Annotated in this window: 23 protein-coding genes and 3 pseudogenes; 16 read left to right on the forward strand and 10 right to left on the reverse strand. The window is 70.0% G+C overall.

Going from position 1 to position 24,128, the window contains the following annotated elements; all coding sequences use genetic code 11:
• The first annotated feature begins 128 nt into the window (after positions 1–128).
• The 8 genes and pseudogenes from JNW87_RS14455 to JNW87_RS14495 all read left to right on the forward strand — a co-directional run bounded on the left by JNW87_RS14455 (position 129) and on the right by JNW87_RS14495 (position 7,650).
• The gene (locus JNW87_RS14455; protein WP_109805808.1) at positions 129–551 is read left to right on the forward strand and encodes a roadblock/LC7 domain-containing protein; all 423 of its coding nucleotides are present in this window, start codon (positions 129–131) and stop codon (positions 549–551) included.
• Positions 541–930, forward strand: coding sequence for a DUF742 domain-containing protein (locus JNW87_RS14460; RefSeq protein ID WP_109805829.1), 390 nt, complete (start codon positions 541–543; stop codon positions 928–930). The genes JNW87_RS14455 and JNW87_RS14460 overlap by 11 nt, the downstream gene beginning before the upstream one ends.
• On the forward strand, positions 911–1,513 hold the full coding sequence (locus tag JNW87_RS14465) for an ATP/GTP-binding protein (RefSeq protein WP_109805809.1): 603 nt from the start codon (positions 911–913) through the stop codon (positions 1,511–1,513). The genes JNW87_RS14460 and JNW87_RS14465 overlap by 20 nt, the downstream gene beginning before the upstream one ends.
• 113 nt (positions 1,514–1,626) lie before the next feature.
• Positions 1,627–2,663 (forward strand): annotated as a pseudogene (locus tag JNW87_RS14470) (lactonase family protein).
• Between the two features lie 187 nt (positions 2,664–2,850).
• The gene (locus tag JNW87_RS14475) at positions 2,851–4,602 is read left to right on the forward strand and encodes a VWA domain-containing protein (RefSeq protein ID WP_238453842.1); all 1,752 of its coding nucleotides are present in this window, start codon (positions 2,851–2,853) and stop codon (positions 4,600–4,602) included.
• A gap of 205 nt (positions 4,603–4,807) precedes the next feature.
• Positions 4,808–6,544, forward strand: coding sequence for an exopolysaccharide biosynthesis polyprenyl glycosylphosphotransferase (locus tag JNW87_RS14480; RefSeq protein ID WP_375373512.1), 1,737 nt, complete (start codon positions 4,808–4,810; stop codon positions 6,542–6,544).
• Positions 6,545–6,578: 34 nt separating this feature from the next.
• Positions 6,579–7,135 (forward strand): annotated as a pseudogene (locus JNW87_RS14490) (DUF501 domain-containing protein).
• 2 nt (positions 7,136–7,137) lie between these two features.
• Positions 7,138–7,650: an amino-acid N-acetyltransferase gene (locus tag JNW87_RS14495; RefSeq protein ID WP_109805068.1), complete on the forward strand. Its 513-nt coding sequence runs from the start codon at positions 7,138–7,140 to the stop codon at positions 7,648–7,650.
• Between the two features lie 23 nt (positions 7,651–7,673).
• Here the strand turns inward: JNW87_RS14495 and JNW87_RS14500 are convergent, their stop codons facing one another.
• The gene (locus tag JNW87_RS14500; protein WP_236648474.1) at positions 7,674–8,570 is read right to left on the reverse strand and encodes a PHB depolymerase family esterase; all 897 of its coding nucleotides are present in this window, start codon (positions 8,568–8,570) and stop codon (positions 7,674–7,676) included.
• 362 nt (positions 8,571–8,932) lie between these two features.
• Between JNW87_RS14500 and JNW87_RS40660 the strand changes: the two genes are divergently transcribed.
• The gene (locus JNW87_RS40660) at positions 8,933–9,703 is read left to right on the forward strand and encodes a helix-turn-helix transcriptional regulator (protein ID WP_238453843.1); all 771 of its coding nucleotides are present in this window, start codon (positions 8,933–8,935) and stop codon (positions 9,701–9,703) included.
• Positions 9,704–9,756: 53 nt separating this feature from the next.
• Positions 9,757–10,686, forward strand: a complete 930-nt coding sequence (locus JNW87_RS14510; protein ID WP_109805071.1) for a Ppx/GppA phosphatase family protein — start codon at positions 9,757–9,759, stop codon at positions 10,684–10,686.
• A 661-nt stretch (positions 10,687–11,347) separates the two neighbouring features.
• Here the strand turns inward: JNW87_RS14510 and JNW87_RS14520 are convergent.
• The 3 genes from JNW87_RS14520 to JNW87_RS14530 all read right to left on the reverse strand — a co-directional run bounded on the left by JNW87_RS14520 (position 11,348) and on the right by JNW87_RS14530 (position 13,130).
• Positions 11,348–11,689: a DUF6069 family protein gene (locus tag JNW87_RS14520; protein WP_236648475.1), complete on the reverse strand. Its 342-nt coding sequence runs from the start codon at positions 11,687–11,689 to the stop codon at positions 11,348–11,350.
• Between the two features lie 110 nt (positions 11,690–11,799).
• Complete coding sequence (locus JNW87_RS14525) at positions 11,800–12,096, reverse strand: hypothetical protein (RefSeq protein ID WP_238453844.1); 297 nt, start codon at positions 12,094–12,096, stop codon at positions 11,800–11,802.
• Between the two features lie 5 nt (positions 12,097–12,101).
• On the reverse strand, positions 12,102–13,130 hold the full coding sequence (locus JNW87_RS14530; RefSeq protein ID WP_109805073.1) for an RNA polymerase subunit sigma-70: 1,029 nt from the start codon (positions 13,128–13,130) through the stop codon (positions 12,102–12,104).
• Positions 13,131–13,746: 616 nt separating this feature from the next.
• Between JNW87_RS14530 and JNW87_RS14535 the strand changes: the two genes are divergently transcribed.
• Positions 13,747–14,097 carry a VOC family protein gene (locus JNW87_RS14535; RefSeq protein WP_109805074.1) on the forward strand — a complete coding sequence of 117 codons (351 nt, stop codon included), beginning with the start codon at positions 13,747–13,749 and terminating at the stop codon, positions 14,095–14,097.
• A gap of 22 nt (positions 14,098–14,119) precedes the next feature.
• Here the strand turns inward: JNW87_RS14535 and JNW87_RS14540 are convergent, their stop codons facing one another.
• Complete coding sequence (locus JNW87_RS14540) at positions 14,120–14,749, reverse strand: LysE family translocator (RefSeq protein ID WP_109805075.1); 630 nt, start codon at positions 14,747–14,749, stop codon at positions 14,120–14,122.
• Positions 14,750–14,828: 79 nt separating this feature from the next.
• On the opposite strand from JNW87_RS14540, the gene JNW87_RS14545 reads away from it, so the two are divergent.
• Both JNW87_RS14545 and JNW87_RS14550 read left to right on the forward strand, forming a co-directional pair.
• Entirely contained in the window at positions 14,829–15,161 is a 333-nt protein-coding gene (locus JNW87_RS14545) for a PadR family transcriptional regulator (RefSeq protein WP_088969841.1), read from the forward strand.
• Positions 15,158–15,334: pseudogene (locus tag JNW87_RS14550) on the forward strand (hypothetical protein); the annotation flags it as partial. The gene JNW87_RS14545 and the pseudogene JNW87_RS14550, both read left to right, overlap by 4 nt.
• Positions 15,335–15,345: 11 nt before the next feature.
• Here the strand turns inward: JNW87_RS14550 and JNW87_RS14555 are convergent.
• Complete coding sequence (locus JNW87_RS14555) at positions 15,346–15,966, reverse strand: hypothetical protein (protein WP_236647992.1); 621 nt, start codon at positions 15,964–15,966, stop codon at positions 15,346–15,348.
• Between the two features lie 747 nt (positions 15,967–16,713).
• Between JNW87_RS14555 and JNW87_RS14560 the strand changes: the two genes are divergently transcribed.
• Together JNW87_RS14560 and JNW87_RS14565 are read left to right on the forward strand one after the other, a co-directional pair.
• The gene (locus JNW87_RS14560) at positions 16,714–17,919 is read left to right on the forward strand and encodes an IS256 family transposase (protein ID WP_238453847.1); all 1,206 of its coding nucleotides are present in this window, start codon (positions 16,714–16,716) and stop codon (positions 17,917–17,919) included.
• A gap of 171 nt (positions 17,920–18,090) precedes the next feature.
• Complete coding sequence (locus tag JNW87_RS14565; protein ID WP_109802719.1) at positions 18,091–18,951, forward strand: hypothetical protein; 861 nt, start codon at positions 18,091–18,093, stop codon at positions 18,949–18,951.
• A 226-nt stretch (positions 18,952–19,177) separates the two neighbouring features.
• Here the strand turns inward: JNW87_RS14565 and JNW87_RS14570 are convergent, their stop codons facing one another.
• The 3 genes from JNW87_RS14570 to JNW87_RS14580 form a co-directional block, all read right to left on the reverse strand.
• The gene (locus JNW87_RS14570) at positions 19,178–19,765 is read right to left on the reverse strand and encodes a hypothetical protein (RefSeq protein ID WP_146231122.1); all 588 of its coding nucleotides are present in this window, start codon (positions 19,763–19,765) and stop codon (positions 19,178–19,180) included.
• Positions 19,766–20,075: 310 nt separating this feature from the next.
• Positions 20,076–21,161: a hypothetical protein gene (locus JNW87_RS14575; RefSeq protein WP_238453845.1), complete on the reverse strand. Its 1,086-nt coding sequence runs from the start codon at positions 21,159–21,161 to the stop codon at positions 20,076–20,078.
• Between the two features lie 938 nt (positions 21,162–22,099).
• Positions 22,100–22,330 carry a hypothetical protein gene (locus JNW87_RS14580; protein ID WP_146231120.1) on the reverse strand — a complete coding sequence of 77 codons (231 nt, stop codon included), beginning with the start codon at positions 22,328–22,330 and terminating at the stop codon, positions 22,100–22,102.
• A gap of 130 nt (positions 22,331–22,460) precedes the next feature.
• Here JNW87_RS14580 and JNW87_RS14585 point away from each other — a divergent pair, with 130 nt between their 5' ends.
• Positions 22,461–22,688, forward strand: a complete 228-nt coding sequence (locus JNW87_RS14585; RefSeq protein ID WP_109802715.1) for a hypothetical protein — start codon at positions 22,461–22,463, stop codon at positions 22,686–22,688.
• Positions 22,689–22,971: 283 nt separating this feature from the next.
• On the opposite strand, the gene JNW87_RS14590 is transcribed toward JNW87_RS14585, so the two are convergent.
• Positions 22,972–23,475, reverse strand: coding sequence for a hypothetical protein (locus JNW87_RS14590; protein WP_109802714.1), 504 nt, complete (start codon positions 23,473–23,475; stop codon positions 22,972–22,974).
• Positions 23,476–24,128: the final 653 nt, after the last annotated feature.

Consider the following 24,128-nt stretch of genomic DNA (forward strand, 5'->3'; position numbering starts at 1 on the left):
CGGGACGGCGCGCGGGCGACCGCGAACCCGGCCGCGCCGACCGCCGACACCGCTTCCGATCCGGCGGCCGGCGCCGCCCCGCCGACGCCGGCTCCGGAACCGCCTACCGCAACGGAGAGGGACGCCTAGTGGTGCACACGACGAGGCAGAACGTCGATCTCGACTGGTTGCTCGACGAGCTGGTGGGGCGGGTGCCCGCCGCCCGCCAGGCGGTGGTGCTGTCGGCGGACGGGCTCCTGCTCGGCGCCTCGGCCGAGCTGAGCCGCAGTGACGCCGAACACCTCTGCGCCCTGGCCTCCGGCTTCTCCAGCCTGGCCAAGGGGGCCACCCGGCACCTGGCGGGCGGCGCGGTGCGGCAGACCGTGGTGGAGATGGAGTCCGCGTACCTGTTCGTCACCGCCGCCGGGCAGGGCGCCTGCCTGGCGGTGGTCAGTGACGCCGACGCCGATATCGGCCTGGTGGCGTACGAGATGGCGATGCTGGTCATCCGGGTCGGCGAGAACCTCACCGCCCCGCCCCGGACGGCGTTGGGTGCGGCCGATGCGGGCTGAGTCGCCGGGGCCGCAGCACGAGTGGCTGGACGCCGCCGCGGGTCCGGTGGTCCGCCCGTACACCCTCACCGGCGGCCGGGTCCGACCCGCGGTCGAGGGCTTCGACCTGGTGGCGTTCGTGCTGGCCGCGCCGACCGCCGATGCCGCCGGGCACCCCGGGCTGCAGCCGGAGCACCGACGGCTCGTCGAGCTGGCCCGCCGGCCGGTCGCCGTGGCCGACCTCGCCGCGGACCTGGACCTCGCCGTCGGCGTGGTCCGGGTGCTGCTCGGCGACCTCCTCGCCCGCGGCCTGGTCGCGGTGCACCGGCCGCCGACCGCCGCACACCTGCCCGACGACAACATCCTCAAGGCGGTGGTCAATGGACTCCGTGCGCTATGACCGGGAGGGGTCCGGTCAGCGGATCCCGTTGGCCCTGAAGATCCTCATCGCGGGTGGCTTCGGGGCCGGCAAGACGACGCTGGTGAGCGCGTTGAGCGAGGTCCGGCCGCTGCAGACCGAGGAGGTCCTGACCGGGGCCGGCATCGGCACCGACGACGTCTCCGGTGTGGAGCAGAAGTCGACCACCACGGTGGCGATGGACTTCGGCCGGATCACCATCAACGAGGACCTGCAGGTCTACCTCTTCGGCACCCCCGGCCAGGACCGGTTCTGGTTCCTCTGGGACGAGCTGGCCTTCGGGGCCCTCGGCGCCGTGGTGCTCGCGGACACCCGTCGGCTGGCCGACTGCTTCCCGTCGATCGACTATTTCGAGCAGCGCGGTATCCCGTTCGTGGTGGGGGTGAACTGTTTCGACGGGGCCCGCCGGTTCAGCCTGGAGTCGGTGCGCGACGCCCTCGACCTCGACCCGGACGTGCCGCTGGTGCTCTGCGACGTCCGGGACCGGCAGTCCGGGAAGCTGGTGCTGATCTCGTTGGTCGAGCACGTCGCCCGGCAGCGCGGCGAGCCGGTGCCGGTGGCCTGACCCGGCGGGCCGCGCCCGGCCGCCGATTTGGTCCCGGGAATCAGGGCTGAACCGCCGGCTTCCCGGGAAGCCTCTGGTTGGATCGACGGAGGAAGCGGCGGAAGGTGGGCTTGGTGACCGGGCAGGCGACGATCGTCCACATCGGTGGCTACACGGCGGAGAGCGGCGGCCGGGCGGCCGGGATCGTCGCCGCCCGGCGCGATCCGGCGTCGGGGGAGCTGACCCCGCTGGGCACCGCCGTGGTCACCGCGTCGCCGTCGTTCCTGGTCCGGCACCCGGCGCTGCCCGTGCTGTACGCGGTCAACGAGCTGGCGGAGGGGCAGGTCAGCGCGTTCCGCGCCGCCCCGGACGGTGACCTGAGTCCGCTCGGGGTCCAGCCGACCGGGGGCGCCGAACCCTGCCACCTGGCGGTCGCCCCGAGCGGGCGGCACCTCTTCGTGGCCAACTACGGCGGCGGTAGCGTGGCGGTCTTCCCGCTCGACGCCGACGGCGTGCCGGGGGAGCGCAGCGACCTGGTCCACCACGAGGGGCACGGGCCGGACCCGGAGCGGCAGGAGAAGGCGCACTGCCACATGGTCTCGCCGGACCCGGGCGCCGGGCCGCTGCTCGCCGTCGACCTGGGCACCGACTCGGTCTACCGGTACGACCTCGACGTCGCTTCGGGCCGGCTGGTGCCCCGGGCCCCGCGGCTGCGTACGCCGGCCGGGACGGGCCCCGGCACCTGGCCCGGCACCCCGACGGACGGCGCTGCTGGCTGGTCGGCGAGCTGGCCGCGACGGTCACCGGGTACGACCTCACCGTCGACGGCGCGCTGCACCAGCGCGAGCGCCTGGACGCCAGCGGGCGGACCGGGTACGTGCAGCCCAGCGAGGTCGCCGTCGGGCCGGACGGCCGCTTCCTCTACGTCGGCAACCGCGGGGTCGGCACGATCGCGGTCTTCTCGGTGGCCGACGGGTCGCCGCGGCTGGTGGCCGAGGTCGACACCGGCGGGGAGTGGCCCCGGCACTTCGCACTGACCGGGGAGCACCTCTACGTGGCCGACGAGCGGGCGGACATGATCAGGATCTTCCGGGTGGACCCGGACACCGGGGTGCCGACGGCGGTGGGGGAACCGGTGCCGGTGGCGAGCCCGACCTGTGTCCGGCCGTAGTCGGACGCTCACCGAAGCGACTCAACTGACTGTCCGTAGTGGATTTCCGCCACACCGGATGACTGACTGCTCACTCATGGTTGCGGTTTTGCGATCAACTGTTTCTTCTGCGTAACTTTCAACCGAACGGTTGTGGCAGTAACCCCACGAGATACGCAAGATGGTCACCGTGTCTGGCCGCCATCGCATGCGTTCAAGCCTTCGTGGGGCAGGTGCCGCCGTTGCGGCAACCGTGCTCGTCGTCGTCGTCGGTTCCTGGTTCGGTTACCAGCAACTGGCGGGGCCGTCCTGCTCCGGACGGATCCAGCTGTCCGTCGCGGCCGCCCCGGAGATCGAACCCGCCGTCAAGGCGGCCGCCGACCAGTGGGTCGCCGACGGGGCGGCGGTGGGGGGCACCTGCATCGGCGTGAACGTCTCCTCCTCCGAGCCGGTCGACGTGGCCGCCGCCGTGGCGAGCAAGCACGGCGCGACGCTGGCGGGTGTCGGGCAGGCCAGCGGCACGGCGGTCACCCCCGACGTCTGGGTGCCGGACTCCTCCACCTGGCTGCTGCGGCTGAAGAACGGCGGCGCCACCGCCTTCGCCCCGGCCAACGGCGCCTCGATCGCCCGCAGCCCCGTGGTGGTCGCCATGCCCGAGCCGGTAGCCACCCGGGCCGGCTGGCCGGAGAAGAAGTTCAAATGGACCGACCTGCTCGCGCAGGTCACCACCGGCAAGTCGCCGCTGCACGCCGGCATCGTGGAGCCGACCCAGGACGCGGCCGGCCTCTCCGGCCTGCTTTCGCTGACCGCCGCCGCCAGCTCCACCGGCTCCCCGGGGTCGCCGGACGCGCAGGAGGCGATGGTGGGCGCGCTGCGGGCGCTGGCCACCAACCGGTCGTCGATAAGGCAGGACCTCCTCGCGCGGTTCCCGCGTTCCTCCGACCCGACCGCGATCGCCAACGGACTGGGCGCCGCTGCGCTCTCCGAAGAGGACGTCATCGCGTACAACCAGACCAAGCCGCCGATCCAGCTCGCGGCCCTTTACCTCGATCCGCCCCCGATGCCGCTGGACTACCCGTTCGCGGTGCTGCCGGGTATCGAGCCGGCCAAGGGGTCGGCCGCGAAGGTGCTCTTCGAGGTGCTCACCACCCCCGGCTTCCGCAACCGGCTGGCCGCGCAGGCGCTGCGCTCGCCGGACGGCAACTGGGGTGCGGGGTTCAAGGCACCGCAGGGCGCGCCGAGCCCGGCGGGCGGCGGGGCCACCAGCGCGCCGACCGGTCAGGGCGCGGCGGCCGGCCTGGATCCGGTCGCCATCGCGAAGGCCACCACCACCTGGGCGGCCGCCACCCAGTCCGGCCGCATGCTGGCCGTCGTCGACGTCTCCGGCTCGATGAAGAAGCCGGTGGCGACCGCGAACGGCGCCACCCGGGAACAGGTCACCGTGGCCGCGGCCAGCCAGGGCCTGAACCTCTTCGACGACTCCTGGGCGATCGGGCTGTGGACGTTCTCCACCGAGCTGGTCGGTTCACAGGACTGGCGACCCGTGGTCCCGATCAAGCCACTGTCGAGCAACCGGGGCGCCCTGGCGCGGGGGCTGGCCGGGATCAAGCCGTCGAGCGGCGACACCGGCCTCTACGACACCATGCTGGCCGCCTACAAGGAGGTCCAGAAGGAGTGGGAGCCGGGCAAGGTCAACTCCGTGGTGCTCTTCACTGACGGCCAGAACGACGACAAGAACGGCATCTCCCGGGCGGACCTGCTTCAGCAGCTGAAGAAGATCAAGGACCCGGAGCAGCCAGTGCGGGTGATCATCATCGGTATCGGTACCGAAGTCAGCAGGTCCGAGCTCGAGACGATCGCGAAGGAGGCCGATGGCGTCGCCTTCGTCGCCACGGACCCGACCAAGATCGGTGAGATCTTCCTGCAGGCGATCGCGGCCCGCCCGCCCGCGCCCCGCTGATCCGCCACTCAGCGAGAGGGTTCCGCCGTACCGGGAGAACCGGTACGGCGGAACCTTCCGGCCCACGCGGGCCGGGAAAACTGACGGCAATACGTCCGAAGCAATCGGCGTCCATAGTTATCCAGGCAAGATGTCGGAGTGCTCCGCCGCCGTCCCGATCGGGACCGACCGGCCGGAGCCGTCCTGAGCGAAACGGGGAGGGCCGGTGACCTCGGCGACACTGTTGACCCCCGCCAGGACCCCGTCGCGGCCGAGGGGCGACCGCCCCGGGCCGGCGGCGCGTGCCGACGAGCGGGCCTACATCCGACTCCTGGCGGTGCTGGACACCGCCGTTCTGGCGGTGGCCATCCTCGTCGGGTACGTCGCTCGCTTCGGCGACGAGGAACCCAGCGGTTCGGAGATCCCGTACGTCGTGGTCGCCCCCGGCCTGCTGCTGGCCTGGCTGATCTCACTGCGTGTGCTGCGCTGCTACGACGACCGGGTGCTCGGCTACGGGGCCGACGAGTACCGGCGGGTCAGCTCGGCGAGCCTGCGCCTGGCCGGTGGCATCGCCATCACCGGCTACATCGCCGATGTCGGCGTCTCCCGCGGCTTCCTGGCGATCTCCTTCGCGGTCGGCACGGTCGGGCTGGAGGTGGCCCGCTTCGCCGCCCGCAAGCGGCTGCACCGCGCCCGCGACCGGGGCACCGGCTGGAGCCGCAAGGTGCTGGTCGTCGGCGACACCGCACACGTGCTGGAGCTGGTGCACACCCTGCGCCGGGAGCCGTACGCCGGCTACCACGTGGTCGGGGCGTGCATCCCCGACGCGCTGCTCGCCCCGGTGCCGCAGCGGCTGGGCGACGTGCCGGTGGTCGGCTCGTTCCGGGGCATCCCCGAGGCGGCCACCGCCATCGGCGCGGACACCGTGGCGGTCACCGCCTCCGGCGAGCTGACCGCGACCCGGCTGCGCCGGCTCGGCTGGCAGCTCGAGGGGACCGGGGTGGACCTCGTCGTCGCCCCGGCGCTCACCGACGTCGCCGGTCCCCGCATCCACACCCGGCCGGTTGCCGGCCTGCCGCTGATCCACGTGGAGGCCCCCGAGTTCCGGGGCGCCCGCAAGCTGGTCAAGGGTCTGGTCGACCGGTCCCTGTCGTTCGTGGCGCTGACCCTGCTGCTGCCGCTGCTGGTGGTGATCGCGCTGGCCATCAAGCTGGGCAGCCGGGGGCCGGTGCTGTTCCGTCAGACCCGGGTCGGTCAGGGCGGCGAGGAGTTCGGCGTCTTCAAGTTCCGCACCATGGTGGTGAACGCCGACGCCCTGCTGGCCGAGCTGGCCGCGCGCAACGAGACCGACGGCCTGATGTTCAAGATGCGCGACGACCCCCGGGTCACCCGGATCGGCCGGCTGCTGCGCAAGTGGTCCCTGGACGAGCTGCCCCAGCTGGTGAACGTGCTGCTCGGCCAGATGAGCCTGGTCGGCCCGCGCCCGCCGCTGGTACGCTCCGCGAACCGGCCCGCCGCCGCCCGGCGGACGGCTGCCGGCGGCACGGTCAAGCGGCTCTCCGCACCCCACCCCCGGCGCTTCACCGGGCGCGCCACCGTGCTGTTCGCGGTGTTGATCGCGCTCGCCCTGGCGTACACCTATCCGGTCCGGGTGTACCTGGACCAGCAGCGCGACATCGAGCGGATGGAGGCGTCCCAGGCCGATCAGCGCCGGCGGATCGAAGACCTCACCGCCGAGGCGGCCAAGTGGCAGGACCCGGCGTACATCGAGACGCAGGCCCGGGAGCGGTTCTTCATGGGCAAGCCGGGGGAGACGCTGCTCGTGGTGCTCTCCGACCCGGAGGGCGCCGCCAAGGACGCCGGCAAGGGCGCGAAGCCGGGGCCGCCGAAGGCGCCGGACCCCTGGTACGACACGCTGTGGTCGAGCGTGCAGGCGGCCAACGCCGAGCGGCCCGACAAGTGAGCACCACCTGAGCACCGAACGAGAGATGGGCACCGTGACTGTCGTACCACCGCAGGACCCGGCGGCGGGTTCCGTACCCCCGCCGGAGCGCCAGCCGGCCACCGAGGCCGACCTGGCCGCGGTGGCCGCGCAGCTCGGACGCCCGCCCCGCGGCACCCGGGCGGTGGCCCACCGCTGCCCCTGCGGCCTGCCGGACGTGGTGGAGACGACGCCCCGGCTGGCCGACGGCACGCCCTTCCCGACGCTGTTCTACCTGACCTGCCCGCGGGCGACCGCGGCGTGCAGCCGGCTGGAGTCGGTCGGGCTGATGAAGGAGATGGCCGACCGGCTGGGCACCGACCCGGAGCTGGCCGCCCGCTACCGGGCGGCGCACGAGGACTACCTCACCCGTCGGGAGGCGATCGGCGAGGTGCCGGAGATCGCCGGCATCTCGGCCGGCGGCATGCCCGGCCGGGTGAAGTGCCTGCACGTGCACCTGGGGCACGCGCTCGGCGCCGGGCCGGGGGTCAACCCGTTCGGGGACGAGACCCTCGCGCTGGTGGAGAAGTGGTGGGCCGCCGGCCGTGCGTGGACGTCCCGGCGGGCGAGTGAGCATGTCGGTCTCCGACGAGATCGTGGTGCGCCGCGCCCGCACCGGCGACGTTCGGGGCATCCGGCGGCTGGTCGACACCTACACCGACGACCGGCGGCTGCTCAGCAAGGCCACCGTCACGCTCTACGAGGACGTGCAGGAGTTCCGGGTCGCGGTGGCGCCCGACGGCACGGTGGTCGGGTGCGGCGCGCTGCACGTGATGTGGGAGGACCTGGCCGAGATCCGCACGGTGGCGGTCGACCCGGCCTGCCGGGGCCGGAAGCTCGGCCACCGGATCGTCGGCGAGCTGATCGACTCCGCCCGGGAGCTGGGCGTGGCCCGGATCTTCGTGCTCACCTTCGAGACCAGCTTCTTCGGCTCGTTCGGCTTCCGGGAGATCGACGGCGCGCCGGTGCCGCAGCCGGTCTACGAGCAGCTGCTGCGCTCGTACGACGAGGGCGTCGCCGAGTTCCTGGACCTGGAACGGGTCAAACCGAACACCCTCGGCAACACCCGCATGCTGCTGCGCCTCTGACGGCCGCCCACGGCGGCGCGGGATCAGGTCCGCCGGGGGTGGGCGGCGAAGAAGGCCCAGACGAGGTCGGTGGCCACCACACCCGCCCGCGGCGCGGCGAGCTGGCCGGCGGTCGCCCCGGGCCACGAGTGGCCCATGTCCGGGATGGTGTACACGGTGACGTCGCTGTCGTCGGCGCAGCGCGCGTCGGTCCGGGAGATCCCGGCGGGCGCCGTGCGGCGCGGGCCGGGTGCGGGCCGGCAGCCCAGCCGCCGCTGCCAGGTTCGCATGCCCTCGCTGAAGATGTCGGCGTAGACGTCCTGGCCGCCGATGAAGGTGATGACCGAGACCGGACGTTTCGGCACGTAGTCCTCCGCCGCCGTCCGGGGCCCGCTGTAGCCGCCGCTGACCACGCCGATCGCCGCGAACACTCCCTCGGCCTCGACCGCGGCCCGGAAACTCATGTCGCCCCCGTTGGAGATGCCGGTGAGGTAGACCCGGTCCGGGTCGGCCCGCCAGGTGTCGACAAGGTGGGCGGTGAGGGCCTTGAGGAAGCCGACGTCGTCGGACGAGCCGCAGCAGATCAGGGCGTTGAAGCCGCCGTACCGCCCGTCCGGGTAGGCGACGAGCGCGTGCTCCCGGTCGGCCTTGGCGTCCAGGCCCACCATCTGCCGCATCGCCGCCCCGTCGCCGGGGTAGAAGTGCAGCGCGATCACCAGCGGGAGCGGCGTGGCCGGGTCGTAGCCGGGCGGGGCGTGCAGTAGATAGCTCCGCTCCGTCCCGTCGTGCCGCAGGGTGAGCCGGTGGTCGCCGGCCGCGGGCCGCTCGGCGGCCGACGGGGGCGGGGAGGCCGCCGCCCGGGTACGCCCCCGCTCGTCACCGCACGCCGCGCCGAAGATCACCAGGCAGAACCCGGTCAGCACCGCCATCGTCCGCCGCACGCCCCGCCCCCTTCGTGGACTCCCCGTCCACAGTGGTGAGCCGGGCCCGGCGGGGCAACCCTTTCGGCTCTCGCCGAATAGCGGCACGCTGCCCGTATGCTCCGTCTTCATCTCACCCCGGCGGACCTGTGCCGGGTGCGGTTCGCCGGACGGCTGCACCCGGTCGGCACGGCGATGCTGGCCCGTCAGGCGCTGCGCGATCCGGCCACCGCCGGGTTGGTGCCGGCCCTCGCCGCGCCGCAGGCGGACACCACTGCGCCGACGCCGGTGCCGGTGCGGGCCGCCGCCGCGTCGCTGGCGCACCTGCTGCCGCCCGCGGCCGGCTGCCGGACTTCCTCACCCCGTTCGAGGGTCTCGAATCGGTGTCGGCCGGCCTCGCGGCCATCCGGGCCACCCCGCCCCGACGTGTCCGGGCCGAGCTCACCGCGGCGTACGCCGACCTGCCGCCGACGCCGTTGCGGCGCCGGTTCGCCGAGGCGGACCCGGAGATCCTGGACCTGTTCGAGCAGGCGGTGGCCACCTGGTTCGGCGCGGTGCTCGCGCCGCACTGGACCGAGCTCGCATCCGCCCACCGGCACCAGGTCGCGACCGCCACGCACCGGCTGGCCGAGAACGGCCTGGACGGCCTCTTCGCCGGGCTGCACCCGGCGATCGGCTGGCGGCCGCCGGTGCTGGAGGTGCGGACCTGGTGGAGCGGGGAGGTGACCGGCACCGGCGAAGGGCTCGTGCTGCTGCCGTCGCCCGTGGCCGGCCCGCGCCCCCGGGTGCTGGTCGAGCCGGAGCGGCCGGTGCTGCTCGTCTATCCCGCCGCGATGCCGCGCAGCGCGGCCGTCCCGGGCGCCGATCCGCTCGGCCGGCTCCTCGGGGCCACCCGGGCGGCGTTGCTGCGCCGGCTGGCTGAGCCGGGCCGGCACACCACCACGGCGCTGGCCGGGGCGGTCGGGGTCAGTCTCTCCACCGCGTCGGAACACCTGACGGCGCTGCGGGCCGCCGGTCTGATCCGGACCGGACGGGACGGCGCCTCGGTGCTGCACCGGCTGACGCCGCTCGGCGGGCACCTGCTGGGCGGCTCCGGGGACGTTGGCCCCGGAAGCGACCGGCCCGACGAGTGGCACAGCGGGCTGCGCCCGTGACCGTGGCACCCGGGTCGGGGCGCTGCCGTAGGGTTGCTGCCGTGACGACGCGTGTGGCCGCCATCGACTGCGGGACCAACTCCATCCGACTGCTGGTCGCCGACCTGCCCGACCCGTCGGCCGGCCCGCAGGCGCCGCTGGTCGACGTGACCCGCCGGATGGAGATCGTCCGGCTCGGCCAGGGCGTCGACAGGACGGGCCGGCTCGCCCCCGAGGCCATCGAGCGCACCCGGGTCGCGCTGGCGTCCTACGCCGCCGAGATCGAGAAGCTGGGCGCCGAGCGGGTCCGGATGTGCGCCACCTCGGCGACCCGCGACGCGGCCAACGCCGCCGACTTCCGGGCGATGGTCGAGCAGACCCTCGGCGTCGAGCCCGAGGTGGTGACCGGCGACGAGGAGGCCCGGCTCTCGTTCACCGGCGCGGTGCGCGGCCTGCCCGCCGACGCCGAGCAGCCGTACCTGGTGGTCGACATCGGCGGCGGCTCCACCGAGTTCGTGGTCGGCACCCGCGAGGGCGGCGTCGAAGCCGCCGTCTCAATGGACATCGGCTGTGTCCGGATGACCGAGCGGCACCTGCACGGCGACCCGCCGACCCTGGACGAGATCGCCGCAGCCCAGGCCGACATCGTGGTCGCGGTGGACCGGGCGCTGGCGGTGGTGCCGGGCCGCGAGGCCGCCACGCTGGTCGGGCTCGCCGGGTCGGTCACCACCGTGGTCGCCGTCGCCCAGGGCCTGACCGAGTACGACCCGGCGCGCATCCACCACGCCCGGGTGTCGTACGAGCAGGTCGCCGACGTCACCGCCGACCTGCTGGCGAAGACCCGGGAGCAGCGGCTCGCCATCCCGGTGATGCACCCGGGCCGGGCCGACGTGATCGGCGCGGGGGCGTTGGTGCTCCGCGTGATCATGGAGCGGGCCGGCATGCCGTCGGTGGTCGCCTCCGAGCACGACATCCTCGACGGCATCTGCTACAGCATTCTGTAGCAGGGTCGGCCCCTGCGCGGTCTGCTAGCCGGGTTCGCCCTCAAGGTCGCTGCGACGCTTCGCAGCCCAAGCCCTGACGTCCGCCGCCCGCCACACTCGGCCGACGGTCAGGTGGGCGATCGGGACGGGGAAGTCTGCGCGCTCAGCGAGCGTGTTGGCTCGCTGCCTGGACACACCGAGGAAGGCCGCTATCTCGGCCATGGCCATAACGTCCTCGGTCATCGGTGCCGACCATCCGACCGAGGCTCATCTATGAGCCTTTTCCAACCTCCCACGTCACAAACAGCGCTCCCTGCCCCGTCGGCTACGGCGTGGCAGCCTCCCGCAGGCGTAGGTGTCAGGGCTCGGCTGCGAGCGCGTCCTGGCGCGGCTTGAGCCTGACGTCGACCCGAGAGAGGGTCAGATCCCGGCTCAAGCCGCCGCGCAGGAGCCGAATCCACGTGGGGGCGCGCGACGGCGGGGTCGGCCAGGGTGACGCGACCGACCGAAGCGGATGGCGTTTGGTCTTCATCCCGCAAGGTGCCCTGTGCTTCTTCGCACACGCGACTCAGCTTTCGGATTGGCCAAGAAAAGGAACCTGGAATGGAGGGTGGCAGCACCGGGGCCGCGTTAGTGCGCTCGCGCACGCCCTTGCGCCGCGCGTTGTCCCGTTGCGGGATCGTCAATCGGTCCGGGTGCGGAGGCTCCGCGCCAGGGTGGGGATCATCACCGTCGCAGGGACGAGGTGTAGTCCGAGGAGGGCGGTGGTGGTGGCGGTGTTTGCCCCGGAGAGGAGGGGCGGGACCAACGAGATCGCGGTCAGCGACACTGCGGTCCACACGAATCGCTCGGTGGGGCGAGCGCTCCAACGAAGAAGAGCGACGGCAATGACGATGCCCACGACCGAGAAGAAGCCGGTCACCACGGCGAACCCGGACAACGGGATCGTCTCGCCACCATCGGGGACCTCGAAGTCGACGCCAACGGCCTGGGCAAGCGCAGCGGCGAGGGTGGTGGCCACCATCGCTGCGAGCGTGGCAATGAAGCCGGTGCCGGCGAGCCCGCGGAGTCGGTGGGTGTGCCTGGTCCGGCCCGATGCCGGGCCCGCGACGACCCCGGTGTCATTCATGCTGTTCATGTCGTTCCTCCATCATTCGGTAACTGGCGTACGGGGTGTGTTGACCAGCATGTGACGGTCCTGGCCCTGGGGGTGACGATGCGCACCCTCGCCGTGCGACGGCCGGGGTTCCGCAGGGCGTGGATGCCGGTGCCGCGGAGCCAGAACCCGGCGTCGCGTCCGACGACCGGCCCGGGCTCGCCGTCGCGCAGCTCCAGCTGCACCCGCCCGCGGGTGACGACGCCGAACGCGTCGCACCACTCCGCCGCGACCACCGCGACACGCGCGCCACCGCGCAGCGTGAGCGTCCACACCGGGACTACTCCGTGCCGTCCGCCGGCAGGCGCTCCGGCAGCCCGAGCCGCGGGAACTGGTCGTCGTGGAAGATGACGATCTCGGTGATCGCCCCGCCGGTGACGCGCAGGACGTCGATCGTCAGCGGCAGGTACGCGCCCTCCCGCTTCCGCCACAGGTAGAAGGCGACGGCCGGCTGCCGGTTCACCGAGGTGGGGACCGCGCGCAGGCCCTTCATGCCATCGAATCCATCCTCGACCCAGCTGTTCACCACCGCGTCGCGGCCGACGTACAGGCCCGGCGTGGGCGGCATCGAGCAGCGGACGTCGTCCCGCAGCATGGCAGCGAGCACGTCGATGTCCGTGGCCACACTGGCGTCGGTGAAGCGGCGCACCAGCTCGCGCGTCCCGGCGTCCTCCTCGCCGCCGGTCCAGTCCTGCCGCTCTGCGGGCAGGTGCTCCCGCATGCCGGCGCGGGCCCGCTGCAGCGCGCTGTTCACGGAGTTGACGGAGTCCCCGAGGAGCTCCGCGACGTCCTTCGCCGGCCAGCCGAGCACGTCCCGCAGGATCAGCACGGCCCGCGGGCGCGGCGCGAGGTGCTGGACCGCGACCAGGTACGCCAGCTCGATCGTCTCCCGCGCGACGGCGACGCTCTCCGGCTCGTCCGCATCGCCCGCGGGCAGCTCGTCGAGCAGCCGGTCCGGGTAGGGCTGCAGCCACAGCACCTCGCCGCCGGTCGCAGGCTCCGGGCGGCACTTGGCGAGCAGGTCCAGGCAGGCGTTGGTGGCGATCCGGTACAGCCAGGCCCGGAACGTCGACCGCCCCTCGAAGGTCTCCCGCCGCCGCCAGGCACGGAGGAACGTCTCCTGCACGGTGTCCTCGGCGTCCTCGAACGACCCGAGCATCCGGTAGCAGTGCACGTGCAGCTCCCGCCGGTGCCGCTCCGCCAGCCCCGAGAACGCCGGCTCGTCGACCTCGCCCAGACCGCACCCGCCCAGACCGCTCTCGCCCAGACCGCTCACGCCCAGCTCCTCCAGCCGCGTGTCCGCACTCATCACGTCATCCTTCCGTCTCGTCGTGTCCCGTCGTAGGTGTGACGGGTGCGGGCGCGACAACTCATCACTTGGGTCGATCGGCATGGCTGATCCAGTGACGGATCCGGTGGCGGAGCACGACGCGCGGTACGGCGAGGAGGGCGCGGGTCCGCCGGAGTGGGCGTGGGTGCGCGACCGCCTGGCGCGTGCCGGGGTCCCCTGGTTCACGACGACGCGGCGGGCATGGACGCACGGGCACGGCACGAGGTCCACCGAAAAGGATGGGCTTGATCTTGGAGCCGAGACCCGGCTCACCTGGGGAGATGCGCGCCCGAAGGGATTCGAACCCCGGCGCTGTTGCGTTACCGGATCGGCGGACACGCTAGGCCCGCCGACTACCTGTCAGATCGCTTCGGCGAGCTCGGTGAACGCCGCGGCGACCCGCAGTGCGGGACGGGCCGTCTTACCTGGAGCCTCGTCCTCATCGATGTCCGGGTCTGCCACACCCGCCCTGACCTGCAAGATCAGGTTGGAAAAGGCTCTATCTCTGACCCGTCCAGCGCAGATTCTGTCGCAACTGCCGGGCGGCATCGCCTGGAGCCTCGCGCTGACGGGGTAAGCCGCCTAGGCTGCCGAAATGGCGGTCAAGCGGATCAAGCCGAACATCCGCTCCGAGGACTTCGACGGGAGCCGTCGGTTCTACACCGACCTGATCGGGCTGGACGGCGGTGACGGGCTCGACTGGATCCTGTTCTTCGGTGGGGAGACCCGCGAGGTCCAGCTCTCGGTCATGAAGCGGGACATCCGCGCGGACGTCCACCCAGATGTGTCGATCGAGGTGGACGACGTCGACGACGTGCACGCGCGGTGCGTCGCCGCGGGTGCCGAGATCGTCTACCCGCTCACCGACGAGCCCTGGGGGCTACGCCGGTTCTTCGTCCGCGACCCCAACGGCGCCGTCATCAACGTCACCCAGCACAGGGTGTAGCAGCCGAGCGGGCGGGCGGTGGTCAGGCGCGCTCGGTGGCGAGGCGCGCGCTGAAGCCGAGCAGGGCCACCCCGGTCAGCCCGTCCAGCCAGCGTCGGACCCGGCGGCGGGACAGCAGCTCGCGGGCGCGGTTCATCGTCGCGACCAGCACCAGCAGGTAGGCCAGCCCCAGCACCGCGTGGCTGAGCGCGAACAGCAGCAGCACCGCCAGGGGCGCGGAGCCGCCGACGAACTGCGGCAGCACGGCCAGGTAGAAGGCCAGCACCTTCGGGTTGGTGATGTTGGAGAGGAAGCCCTGCCGGAAGCCGGTGAACGCCTCGCCGGACGGGGTGGGGCCGTCGTCGGCCAGCGGGGCGTACCGGCCCTGCCAGGCCGAGCGCCAGGCCTGCACGCCCAGGTACGCCAGGTAGGCGACGCCGGCCCAGCGGATCGTCTCGAACAGCGGCTGGGAGCGGACGATCAGCGCGCCCAGCCCGGCCGCGGCGGCGACGCCCTGCACGGCGTTCGAGCCGGTCACCCCGACCGCGCTCCACCTGCCGCGCCGTCGGCCGGCGGCCAGGGTGTTCCGGGTGACCACCGCGAAGTCCGGGCCGGGGATGAGGATGAGCACCGTGGCGAAGACCAGGAAGGATCCGTAGCTGCTCCACGACATGCTTCCGACCATACGACGGCGCCGACGTCCGCTAGTGTTTTCTTGACGGTACTACGCAATCCGCACTAGTGTCGAAAGCGTGGATACCACGCAGCTCCTCAAGGGCGTGCTCGACCTCGCCGTCCTCGCCGTGCTCCGAGAGGAGGACGGCTACGGCTACGACATCCTGCGCCGGTTGCGCGAGGCCGGCCTGGAGGAGGTCGGCGACGCCTCGGTCTACGGCACCCTGCGCCGGCTCTTCGCCGCCGGCCTGCTCACCACCTACGTCGTCCCGAGCGAATCCGGCCCGCACCGCAAGTACTACGCCCTCAACGCCGCCGGCCGGGACCAGCTCGCCCGCTCCGGCAAGACCTGGCGCTCGTTCGCCACGACCATGGACGCACTGCTCGACGATCGGGGGATGGCGGCATGACCGTCACTGGGCAGGACATCGCGGACTACGTCCACCGGGTGCGGGCCGCACTGGCCGACCTGCCGTCCGCCGTCCGCGACGAGTTGACCGAGGACCTGCCGGAGCACCTGACCGAGGTCGCCGCCGAGGCGGACGGCACGCTGGTCGAGCGGCTCGGCGAGCCCGAGGCGTACGTTGCCGGCACCTAGAGCCTGGACGACTCCTGGGAAAGCCAATCTCGATGCTGTGCCTTTAGCGCGTCGCGTTGCTTTCGGCTCGGCAGAATGACATCGGCTCCACCGTCGTAGGGGTGATACAGCCATCGAAGATCAGTCGGCGCGAGGATCACGTTTGCCAACTCGTCGTCGGCTACAGCCCGCAACAGGACATCAATCGCGCCGGGCTGCCAAGCGATCGTCTCGGCGTAGAGCTGTGTATAGGCGCGGTACTCAGGCTCTTCCTCGGGGTCTTCCAGCAGGGTCTGCCAGTGCCATGCCGACGGCGCCACTTCTGAACGCCTCGGCCACATCTGCGGGGTGGTTGGCGGGCCCTCTGTCCACTCGCTGGTGACAACAAGAAGGACGGCACCCGGATCGAGCTCTGACAGCACCGTGTAGTGCCGGTCGAGCACGATCCCGTACTCGCTCTCGTTGTCTGCGTACCGCTTCGATCCCGGCAGGCTGTGGAACCTGACCCACCGATCCGGGTACTGACCGCGAAGCCAGTGGGCGAACGGCGGGCACTCGGACCAACGCTGCTCCCACAGCTCGGTCAAGGCCGGCGGGTTCAGCTCTTGGCTCGGTGTCACCGCGTTGTTGTACCTCATGCCCAGCGAGGGTCGCTCCCCGGGACCAGGCAGGGACCACACGTCCCGCACGAGCGCAGACGACAAGAGGCGGGCCGCACTCCTTCCGCAGACGCCTACCGTGCGTGAGGTGCGTGGACGTATGGCGAGTCGTCCTGGGGGACGAGCGGTCCTCTCGGCGGCGAGCAGGTCACTTTCAAGATCATGCCGTCTGCAGGCCGTCTGAGGTGAACCAACGGCGACCAACGATGACGACCGACGACAGGCCCGAGCGCAGGTCACGAGGCGTTCGGTCCGGTTGAAGTTGGTATGCCGAGGGCCTTCCACATTGCAACGCCAAGTGGCATCAGGATCGAGGCCAACGCCAGGCGGGGACACCGAACAACGCCCGATCTTGGCTGAGGTGCTCCGAATGGAACCCTCCAACGTCGATCCAGGCGTCCCGCTTAAGGGCCTATGCTGCTGCCTCACGCTGTTCGTCGGCGGCCCACTTCTCATCCTGCTAAGCCGTGTTGGCCAGAAGAAGAGCCGTCCGTCTAGCCGCCCGGGTCAGGACGCGACGCGAGCCGACAACCGCCGACGTGCGGACGGGTGACCAACTGAGTGACGATCGCGGCGGACGTCCACGGACGAGTACGCATGGGACTGTACAAATAACGGCTGATCGACCGATCAAGGGAGAGACGCCAGATGACGACCGAGACCATCGTGGGACAGCAGACGGCCGCCGGGTCGGCGGGCGCGGTCACGGACGAGCAGTTGATCGCGATGCTGGTCGATCGGGCTCGTGGGGACGGGCTGCAACTGACCGGTGAGGGCGGGCTGTTGCAGCAGCTGACCAAGCGGGTCCTGGAATCCGCGCTGGACGGCGAGATCACCGATCACGTCGGCTACGACAAGCACGACCCGGCGGGTAAGGGCAGCGGAAACTCCCGTAACGGCAGCCGGACCAAGACGGTGCTCACCGATGTCGGCCCGGTCGAGGTGCGGGTGCCGCGGGACGCGGCGGGCACGTTCGAGCCGCAAATCGTGCGGAAGCGTCAGCGGCGACTGTCCGGGGTGGATGACCTGGTGCTGTCACTGTCGGCCAAGGGGCTGACGCACGGTGAGATCGCCGCGCATCTGGTGGAGGTGTACGGCACTGAGGTGTCGAAGCAGACCATCTCCACCATCACCGACAAGGTGATGGACGGGATGGCCGAGTGGCAGAACCGGCCGCTGGACCGCGTCTATCCAGTCGTGTTCATCGATGCGATTAATGTGAAGATCAGGGATGGGCAGGTCGCGAACCGGCCGATCTACGTGGCCTTGGCAGTCACCGTCGACGGGCACCGGGACATCCTCGGGATCTGGGCCGGCGACGGCGGCGAGGGCGCGAAGCACTGGCTGCACGTGCTCACCGAGCTGAAGAACCGCGGCGTCCAGGACGTCTTGATGCTCGTCTGCGACGGGCTCAAGGGCCTGCCGGACGCCGTCGCGACCGTCTGGCCGCGCACGATCGTTCAAACCTGTGTAGTTCACCTGCTGCGCAACTCGTTTCGATACGCGGCCCGCCAGGACTGGGACAAGATCGCCAAAGCGCTCAAGCCTGTCTACACCGCGGCGACCGAGGACGCCGCGACCGAACGGTTCCTCGAGTTCGCCGAGACCTGGGGCAGAAAGTACCCGGCGATCGTCAAGCTGTGGGAGAACGCCTGGGCCGAGTTCGTGCCCTTCCTCGCCTTCGACGTCGAGATCCGCAAGGTCATCTGCTCCACGAACGCGATCGAGAGCGTCAACGCCCGCATCCGCAAGGCCGTCCGCGCCCGCGGCCACTTCCCGAACGAGGCCGCCGCACTCAAGTGCGTGTACATGGCGCTGATGAGCCTCGACCCGACCGGCGCCGGCCGCCGGCGGTGGACCATGCGCTGGAAGGCACCGTTGAACGCGTTCCAGATCGCCTTCGAGGGCCGGCTCACCCCGGCCAACGACTGACTACCTCAACAAACCAAGATCAGCCGTTAACTTGACACTCCCGTACGCATAGCAGAGGACCGTCGTAGCAGCTCAGCCCGCGTAGAGCAGCAGGTGACAGAGGCGTGTTGGTTGCCTGGAGGTCATCAAGGAGTTCCTGACGTTTGTCGCAACGGGAGGTGGCAGGGCTCGATGATCTACTACGACTGCTCGGATGACTCCTCGCTGTTCGCGCAGGTATGTCTGGATCCGCGGGATGCCGCACGGGTGGCGCGAACGTCGCGGGCGTGGCTGCAGCAGGGTTGGGATGGGCTGTTCGGTGAGGTGTCGCGGGCGGTGGCGGCGAAGGATCCGGACGCGGCGGCTTCGCTGATCGTGTGCAGCACGGAGCGGGATCCGATACGTGCTGTTCGTCGTTCAGGTAAGCGGTGGGCGGCTGCGCTGGAGCGCATTGACGAGAACCCGGTGGTGGTTGCCGCCTCGGTCCATACGGCGGAGAAGAGACTGTCGTACGCCGCGATCCGGCTGGAGGTGACCCGGGTGCTGGACAACAACCCGTGGGTGCGGCTGGTCATTCGGGCGATGCTGGGGGCGGCCTTTGACCCGGCCGTGGAGTACGACCGGTGGGTGGACTTCCTGACCGAAGTCCTGGCCGACGCCGACCCGGCATATGGGGAGATCAACAAGGACGTGGGTGACGAGGGCAGCACTGAGCTGGACAAGTCGCTTCGCCGTGATTCCGATGTCTCCCTGAAGCAGAGTCGGCAGGTGCTGCGGGGGTATTCGTGGGTGACGGTGGTGCCGGGGGAACTCGTCGAGCGCCTCGGTGGCGCCGATGCGATTGAATCGGCCGGTGCGGTGGCCGAGGTTCGCCGGCTGGCCGCTGGTGGTGTGCTGTTGCGGGCGACGCGAACGCCTGAGGAGTACGACGACCTAGCGATGCAGCGCCTGTTCCGGATGCTCGCCCCAGTTCTGCCGCCCGGCCAACCCCGTGACTTGCCTGGCTGGCCGACGAAACATCAAGTCGTGTACGAGGACGCCGCAATGCACTGAGCCAGGCCGCGGCGTCTTGGTGGGTGAGCCGCGAAAGATCCGGACTATTCGCGGAATGATCATGGACAGCGCAAGCTATCCAACGAGCGTTTGCGCAGGGAGCCACGGCCTTTGTCGGTGAGGCCCTAACTCCTTCCTAAACCGTGTGCGGCAGTGGAGGCAGCGGCACGGTCCCACCGACTGCACCCGCTACCTGGCGCTTGCGGCCCATCGGGTTGAGGGCTGATCAGACGGACAAGCAGGTGCCATCGGGCAGCGTTCCAGCTACGCCGGCCGCCTCGCGCGAAGGAAGCACGTAGCCGAGCACGCAGGCACCTTCAACCCGCGCAGCGAACACGAGCCCCTTGCCCTCGGTGATGTCGTTGGACCGCGCGGGCCGTACGACGTGGTCGACCAGACCCACGCGGTTCAGCGCAGTCCGCAGCTCGCCGGCGTCGATGTTGTCGCGCCTACATGGCCCGGGACCGCCGGCCGCAGTCGTCATGCAGACCGACGGCTGTCGATCCTTCACGGCCGACAACTCCGTTCGGAGTTCAACGGCGGCGAGTCGGGCGGCCTCCCGCGCCGCGTGGCTCGGCGTGCTCCGGCCAGCGGCGACGGCGAGGTCCCAGCATGGATCGGGCACCGCTCCGGTCGGTTGCGGAGGTTGGAAACAGGTGATGAACCGGGGGGCGGCGGCCGATTCTGCCGCGGTGCTGCCACCATCACTGCTCCGGTTCAGGATCGGCACGGCGAGCGAGACGGTGGCAGAGAGGACGAAGGCAGCACCGAGCGCTGCCGCTATGACGGCCGGTCTCGGCGAGCGCCAGTTCACCTGTCAGACAGTACGCGGAATGGCTTGGCTCCCTGGTGCGACGTTGTCCAGCTGGCCGCCCACCGGCTCGATGCGATCGTCGCCGCGGACCTCGACAAGATCACCAGGCACAACGCGGGCACAACCGACGCCGACAAGGACTGTCAACCGCTGTAAGGCAGCGGAAGAACTCCCGAGGCCAGGCGGCCGATCCGCCCGATCTGAGATGGTCCACAGACCGCCAGGAGGGGTTCAGGGTTCAAGTCCCCGTCTAAATCGAACTCCTAACAGCTTGGTCGCCGATTGAGACGCACCGTTGGGCCTGACATACTCAACGCCTGTGCTCCTTCTGGATCTTCCATAGCAGAAAGAACGGCGAATCCAGCAGAGCATCACTGGACAACTTGCGCTGGAACCGATTTATTAATACCGCATTCGTCAGCGCCGACACGGTGGGGGCGACGGACAAGACAAGGCTTTGAAAGTTGCCCGTTGAGGTAACCACTTCGGCCGTCACAGCGGCGGCGAGTGGAAGAAATGCGACCGTAGCGCCAAGGTTGCGCAACCTCCGGTGGTTGGCGATTTCACGCGCGTAACGGCGCTCGATTGTGCGCAGGCTCGGGCGGATGACGTCTCCCTCGATCTGCCGGGAGATGCGGCCAAAGTCGACCGCATCGCCATGTGAGATCTGTTCGACCAGTGCCTTGTGGTAGGCACGCTGGAAATCAGATAACAGGTCCTCGTTCTCGCTACGTAGCTTAACGACGTCATCTAGGCTCGCTTGGGCAATCCAAGGCACGTATGTCGTCGCGAGGTCGAGAACCTGGCGGTTGGACCGGAGTAGCGACGCCAGCCTGGCAACCTCCTCGTTGTCTCCCACGGCCAGCGCCCGCATGTCTGGGAGTTCGTCTGCCGTTACGTGAGTCTTTGTCTGAGCGAATTGGCTGGTGTACCCGATGCTTGAGCCAAGCAATCGAACTGCGCCGGAATCGATCAGCCCCCGGTAGTCGAACAAGTGTCGGATGAATTCCGCGCTAACTTCTACACCCCATCCCTCATATTGTTTAGCATCATCCGGGGTAACGTCTTCGTAACTTGTGATGTGTATTTTTTCCGGAAAGATAAACGTCGAACGCGCGGCGAGGAACAGCGACTTACGTAGATGCTCATCATCGATCACTGGTGCTTTGAGTACGGTGAATTGGGAAATGCCGGGCGAGTAGTCTCGGATGGCATCTCCGGCTCGGTAAATGTGCCACCTAAGGTCACCGAGGAGGCTCGCAAGTGGACCTGGCTGATGTGCGAAGTCCCACATTTCCCGTATGAAGCTTTCGCTGCCCGCGTATTCGCTGAGCATCCGGTCCAGAGCGCTGCGGGAAATGACTCCGTGTCTGTCAAAGTCCTCTGTTAGCGGCACCCGTTCACCTCGATTGATCGCTTCGGGCGTTGCCCGAGGTTAGGACCATGCAGCCTCGAAGGTAGACGACGGACTCCAACTAACGCCCCGAGCTGAACTGATCGGCGAAGAGGCCAGGAGTCCCACCTCCGAGTAAGCCGCCTGGGCCACAGCGTCGGGCGGCCGGGGCTTTGGTTACTGACGGCAGCATGACGACAACGGGAGCAGCCGCGGACAGCCGGGCTCGGCATCGAGCGATCAGCGACCGCTCGTCGGAGTGCCTGCGACCGCTGCCGCCTGGATCTGAAAATCGGACGGTCCGGCTCGACACTAAGTAGGCAGCCCCCCGACAGCCCGCGACGAGGTGAGCTGAACAGCCATGACGTGTTGGCCAACCACCCTCAGGCAGGGGCTGACTGGTGCGCCCTGATCGCTGGGTATCACCGCGGCGACCGGCACGCCCAGGTCGTGACCTACCGGCCCACGCCCGACCAGCCCGCGTATCGCCCGCAGGCAGAGGACCCCAGGGCCTGCCCACGAAGTAGGCCGGCCATAAAGCTGTCGACAGCAACGCTGGAAGCAACCGCACCGGACGGCGGCGCGCGCGCCTAACCGCACCGCTAGGCGGAGTCAGCAGCGGGTCAGCAAACAGGCTGCTGTACGACGGTAACGGACGGGAAAGAGCGACTGGGTGGCCGCGCCTGAGCAGGTAGGACGATGCCTGCTGACAACGAATGACAACCGCCACCCAGGCTCCCCCCGGCGGGGGTCGTAGCCCTGCGGCCCTCGGCTACCGCACGTGGACCTGGTCGCCGTGCCTCCGGTAGGGCGCTCCACCTGGTCACCCTGGCCCTGGCCCGCTCCACCGAGGTGTGGGTCGGCGGCAGACAGGGATGGCAAGACGCCAGGCCACCGTGGTTGCCTAAAGATCATCGGGCACTGTCGGCGAGAAGCCCCTGTCAGGCCCACCATTTCGGATACCACTTCAGAACCTCTTCCGCAGGCTTCGGCGGCTTGGATTCCCTTTCCCGCCAAGCGGTGATGACAGTCGGACCATGAAACACGAGCAGACCGGCGGCGAGGAGTAGCGACGCGACCTTATCGGGCCAGCCCAACCACAACCCGACACCCGAGGCGAGCCAGAGCAGGAACCCGGCGAGCTGCGTCATCCGGAGACGCGGACGCTTCATGCAGTGAGTCTAGGTTTGATTGACAAGCACGCCGAGTCCCCGAAGCCCGCAACGGCGTACGAATGGCAGCGGAAGCGGGGGGAACGGGCGAAATTGCCTGGTCATCAGGACGGCCGTCTGATGATCGGGGATGTGGGAGAAGGTCGACGTGCCGTGCGTTGGAGGTCCGGTCGACGGCCGGTCCTTGCTGGTGCCCGTCGACGAGGACGGCGTCCCGCCCAACGTGACCGACCAGAACTGGCTGTGGGTGGGATTCGGTGGCGAGTTACTCGATGCCGACATGGCCGGCGTCTACGAGTTGGAGCCGGTGGCCGGCACCGGCCCGCCGTGGATTTACGTCTGGGCGCCCGGCCGGTAGTGGACACAGGACGGGACGTGGACTCGCGGCCAGCAAGATCATCGGGCACGTGGCGGGCACTACTGACGCCGACAAGGGCTGTGAACGCCTGTAAGGCCATGACAAACGTCGCCCAGGTCAGCATGCCGATCCGCCCGATCTGGGATGATCGACGCCCGACGAGAGGGGTTCAGGGTTCGAGCCTTCGGTAGTTCAGTGAGGCGCGGCCGAGCAGCGCTGGCCCATGCAAGTCGTCGAGGTGGCATGGGTCAGCACGCCGGCGCTACCGGCCACTCGGCTGGGATCACCACAGAAGCTGATCGAGCCAAAGCTGGCTCACCTGGAGTTCGGCAGCGGCCGCCTGGGCGACGGTAAGCACAGCGTGGGGGTCCTTGGGGCATGGGAACCCCTGCCCGCGAAGGGATGCGCGTACTCGTCCATCCGGCTTTACGCCGTCTCCGCCTGAACGCATCTGGAGGTAGCAGAACAGGGCAAGGCCGATGCCCTTCACCCCTCCGACCCGTTCCTCACACCGGAAGGCATGTGCTAGGCCCGCCGCTCGTTTGGCCCACTCCCTACATGCCTCGTCTTCGTCATCAATGCCCTCATCTCGTGCGAACGCCAGGAGACCTTCTGCAACCCCGACCATCGTTGCTTGCTCCCCGGCCATTAGGCCGAGCTGGGCGCGATCCGGAGGCGAAGCAACGAGATCGCGAAGAGTGAAACCGTTCTCGGTGAACGGCCTGACGGCGGGCAGCACGCGCGTCTCGTAACCCCTTTGGCGAGACATCACCACGTCGAGGACCATGGCGCCCCTTGCTCTCTCGTAGATGAGGCCATAGCCGTCAGCACGAGCAGAGGCAGCGTCGCCACGGGAATCCGCCAGGACACGAAGGTTTGCGATTAGACGCGGCCAGCGGGTATGGCATCGGAGGGCTGAGACAGGCTCGGGGGAACTGCCGGACGGAGGGTGACGGCGCATGCCTGCATCCTTGCGCATCACGTCACGCGCCCTCAGCAACCATGAAGCCGGTACGCCGCAGCCTGACATCAGCCGTTGACATCAGCGCTGGCGGCTGACGCCGGACGAACGCAAACGCACGTCGCCTCTGACCCGAACGCGGTGGACGTCAGCGGACGTTGCCAGTCTTGCCGAAACCGCCTTGTAAGCGAGGCGTCAGGGTCCCGCCGAGCAGCCAAGCGAGCAGCCAAACCGGCGAGCATGAGCGGACGATCGCGAACCGCGACACCGTGTCGGGCACGAGGACCCGGCGGTGGACCAGGGCCAGGCCACCGACTCGTAATGCGTAGGTCAGCGTCGAGGCGAGGGCGGCGCAGCACCGTACGGAGCGGCACCGCCCTTACCCGTGGTTGCTAGAAGGCGCGGACGACGGTGATGGTGACGTTGGAGCAGGAGTTCGCCCAGCTGGTCAGGGCGTTCTTCTCGGCGGTGTCGACGGT

Source organism: Micromonospora sp. ATA51 (assembly GCF_016802855.1).
Classification (GTDB): domain Bacteria; phylum Actinomycetota; class Actinomycetes; order Mycobacteriales; family Micromonosporaceae; genus Micromonospora; species Micromonospora sicca.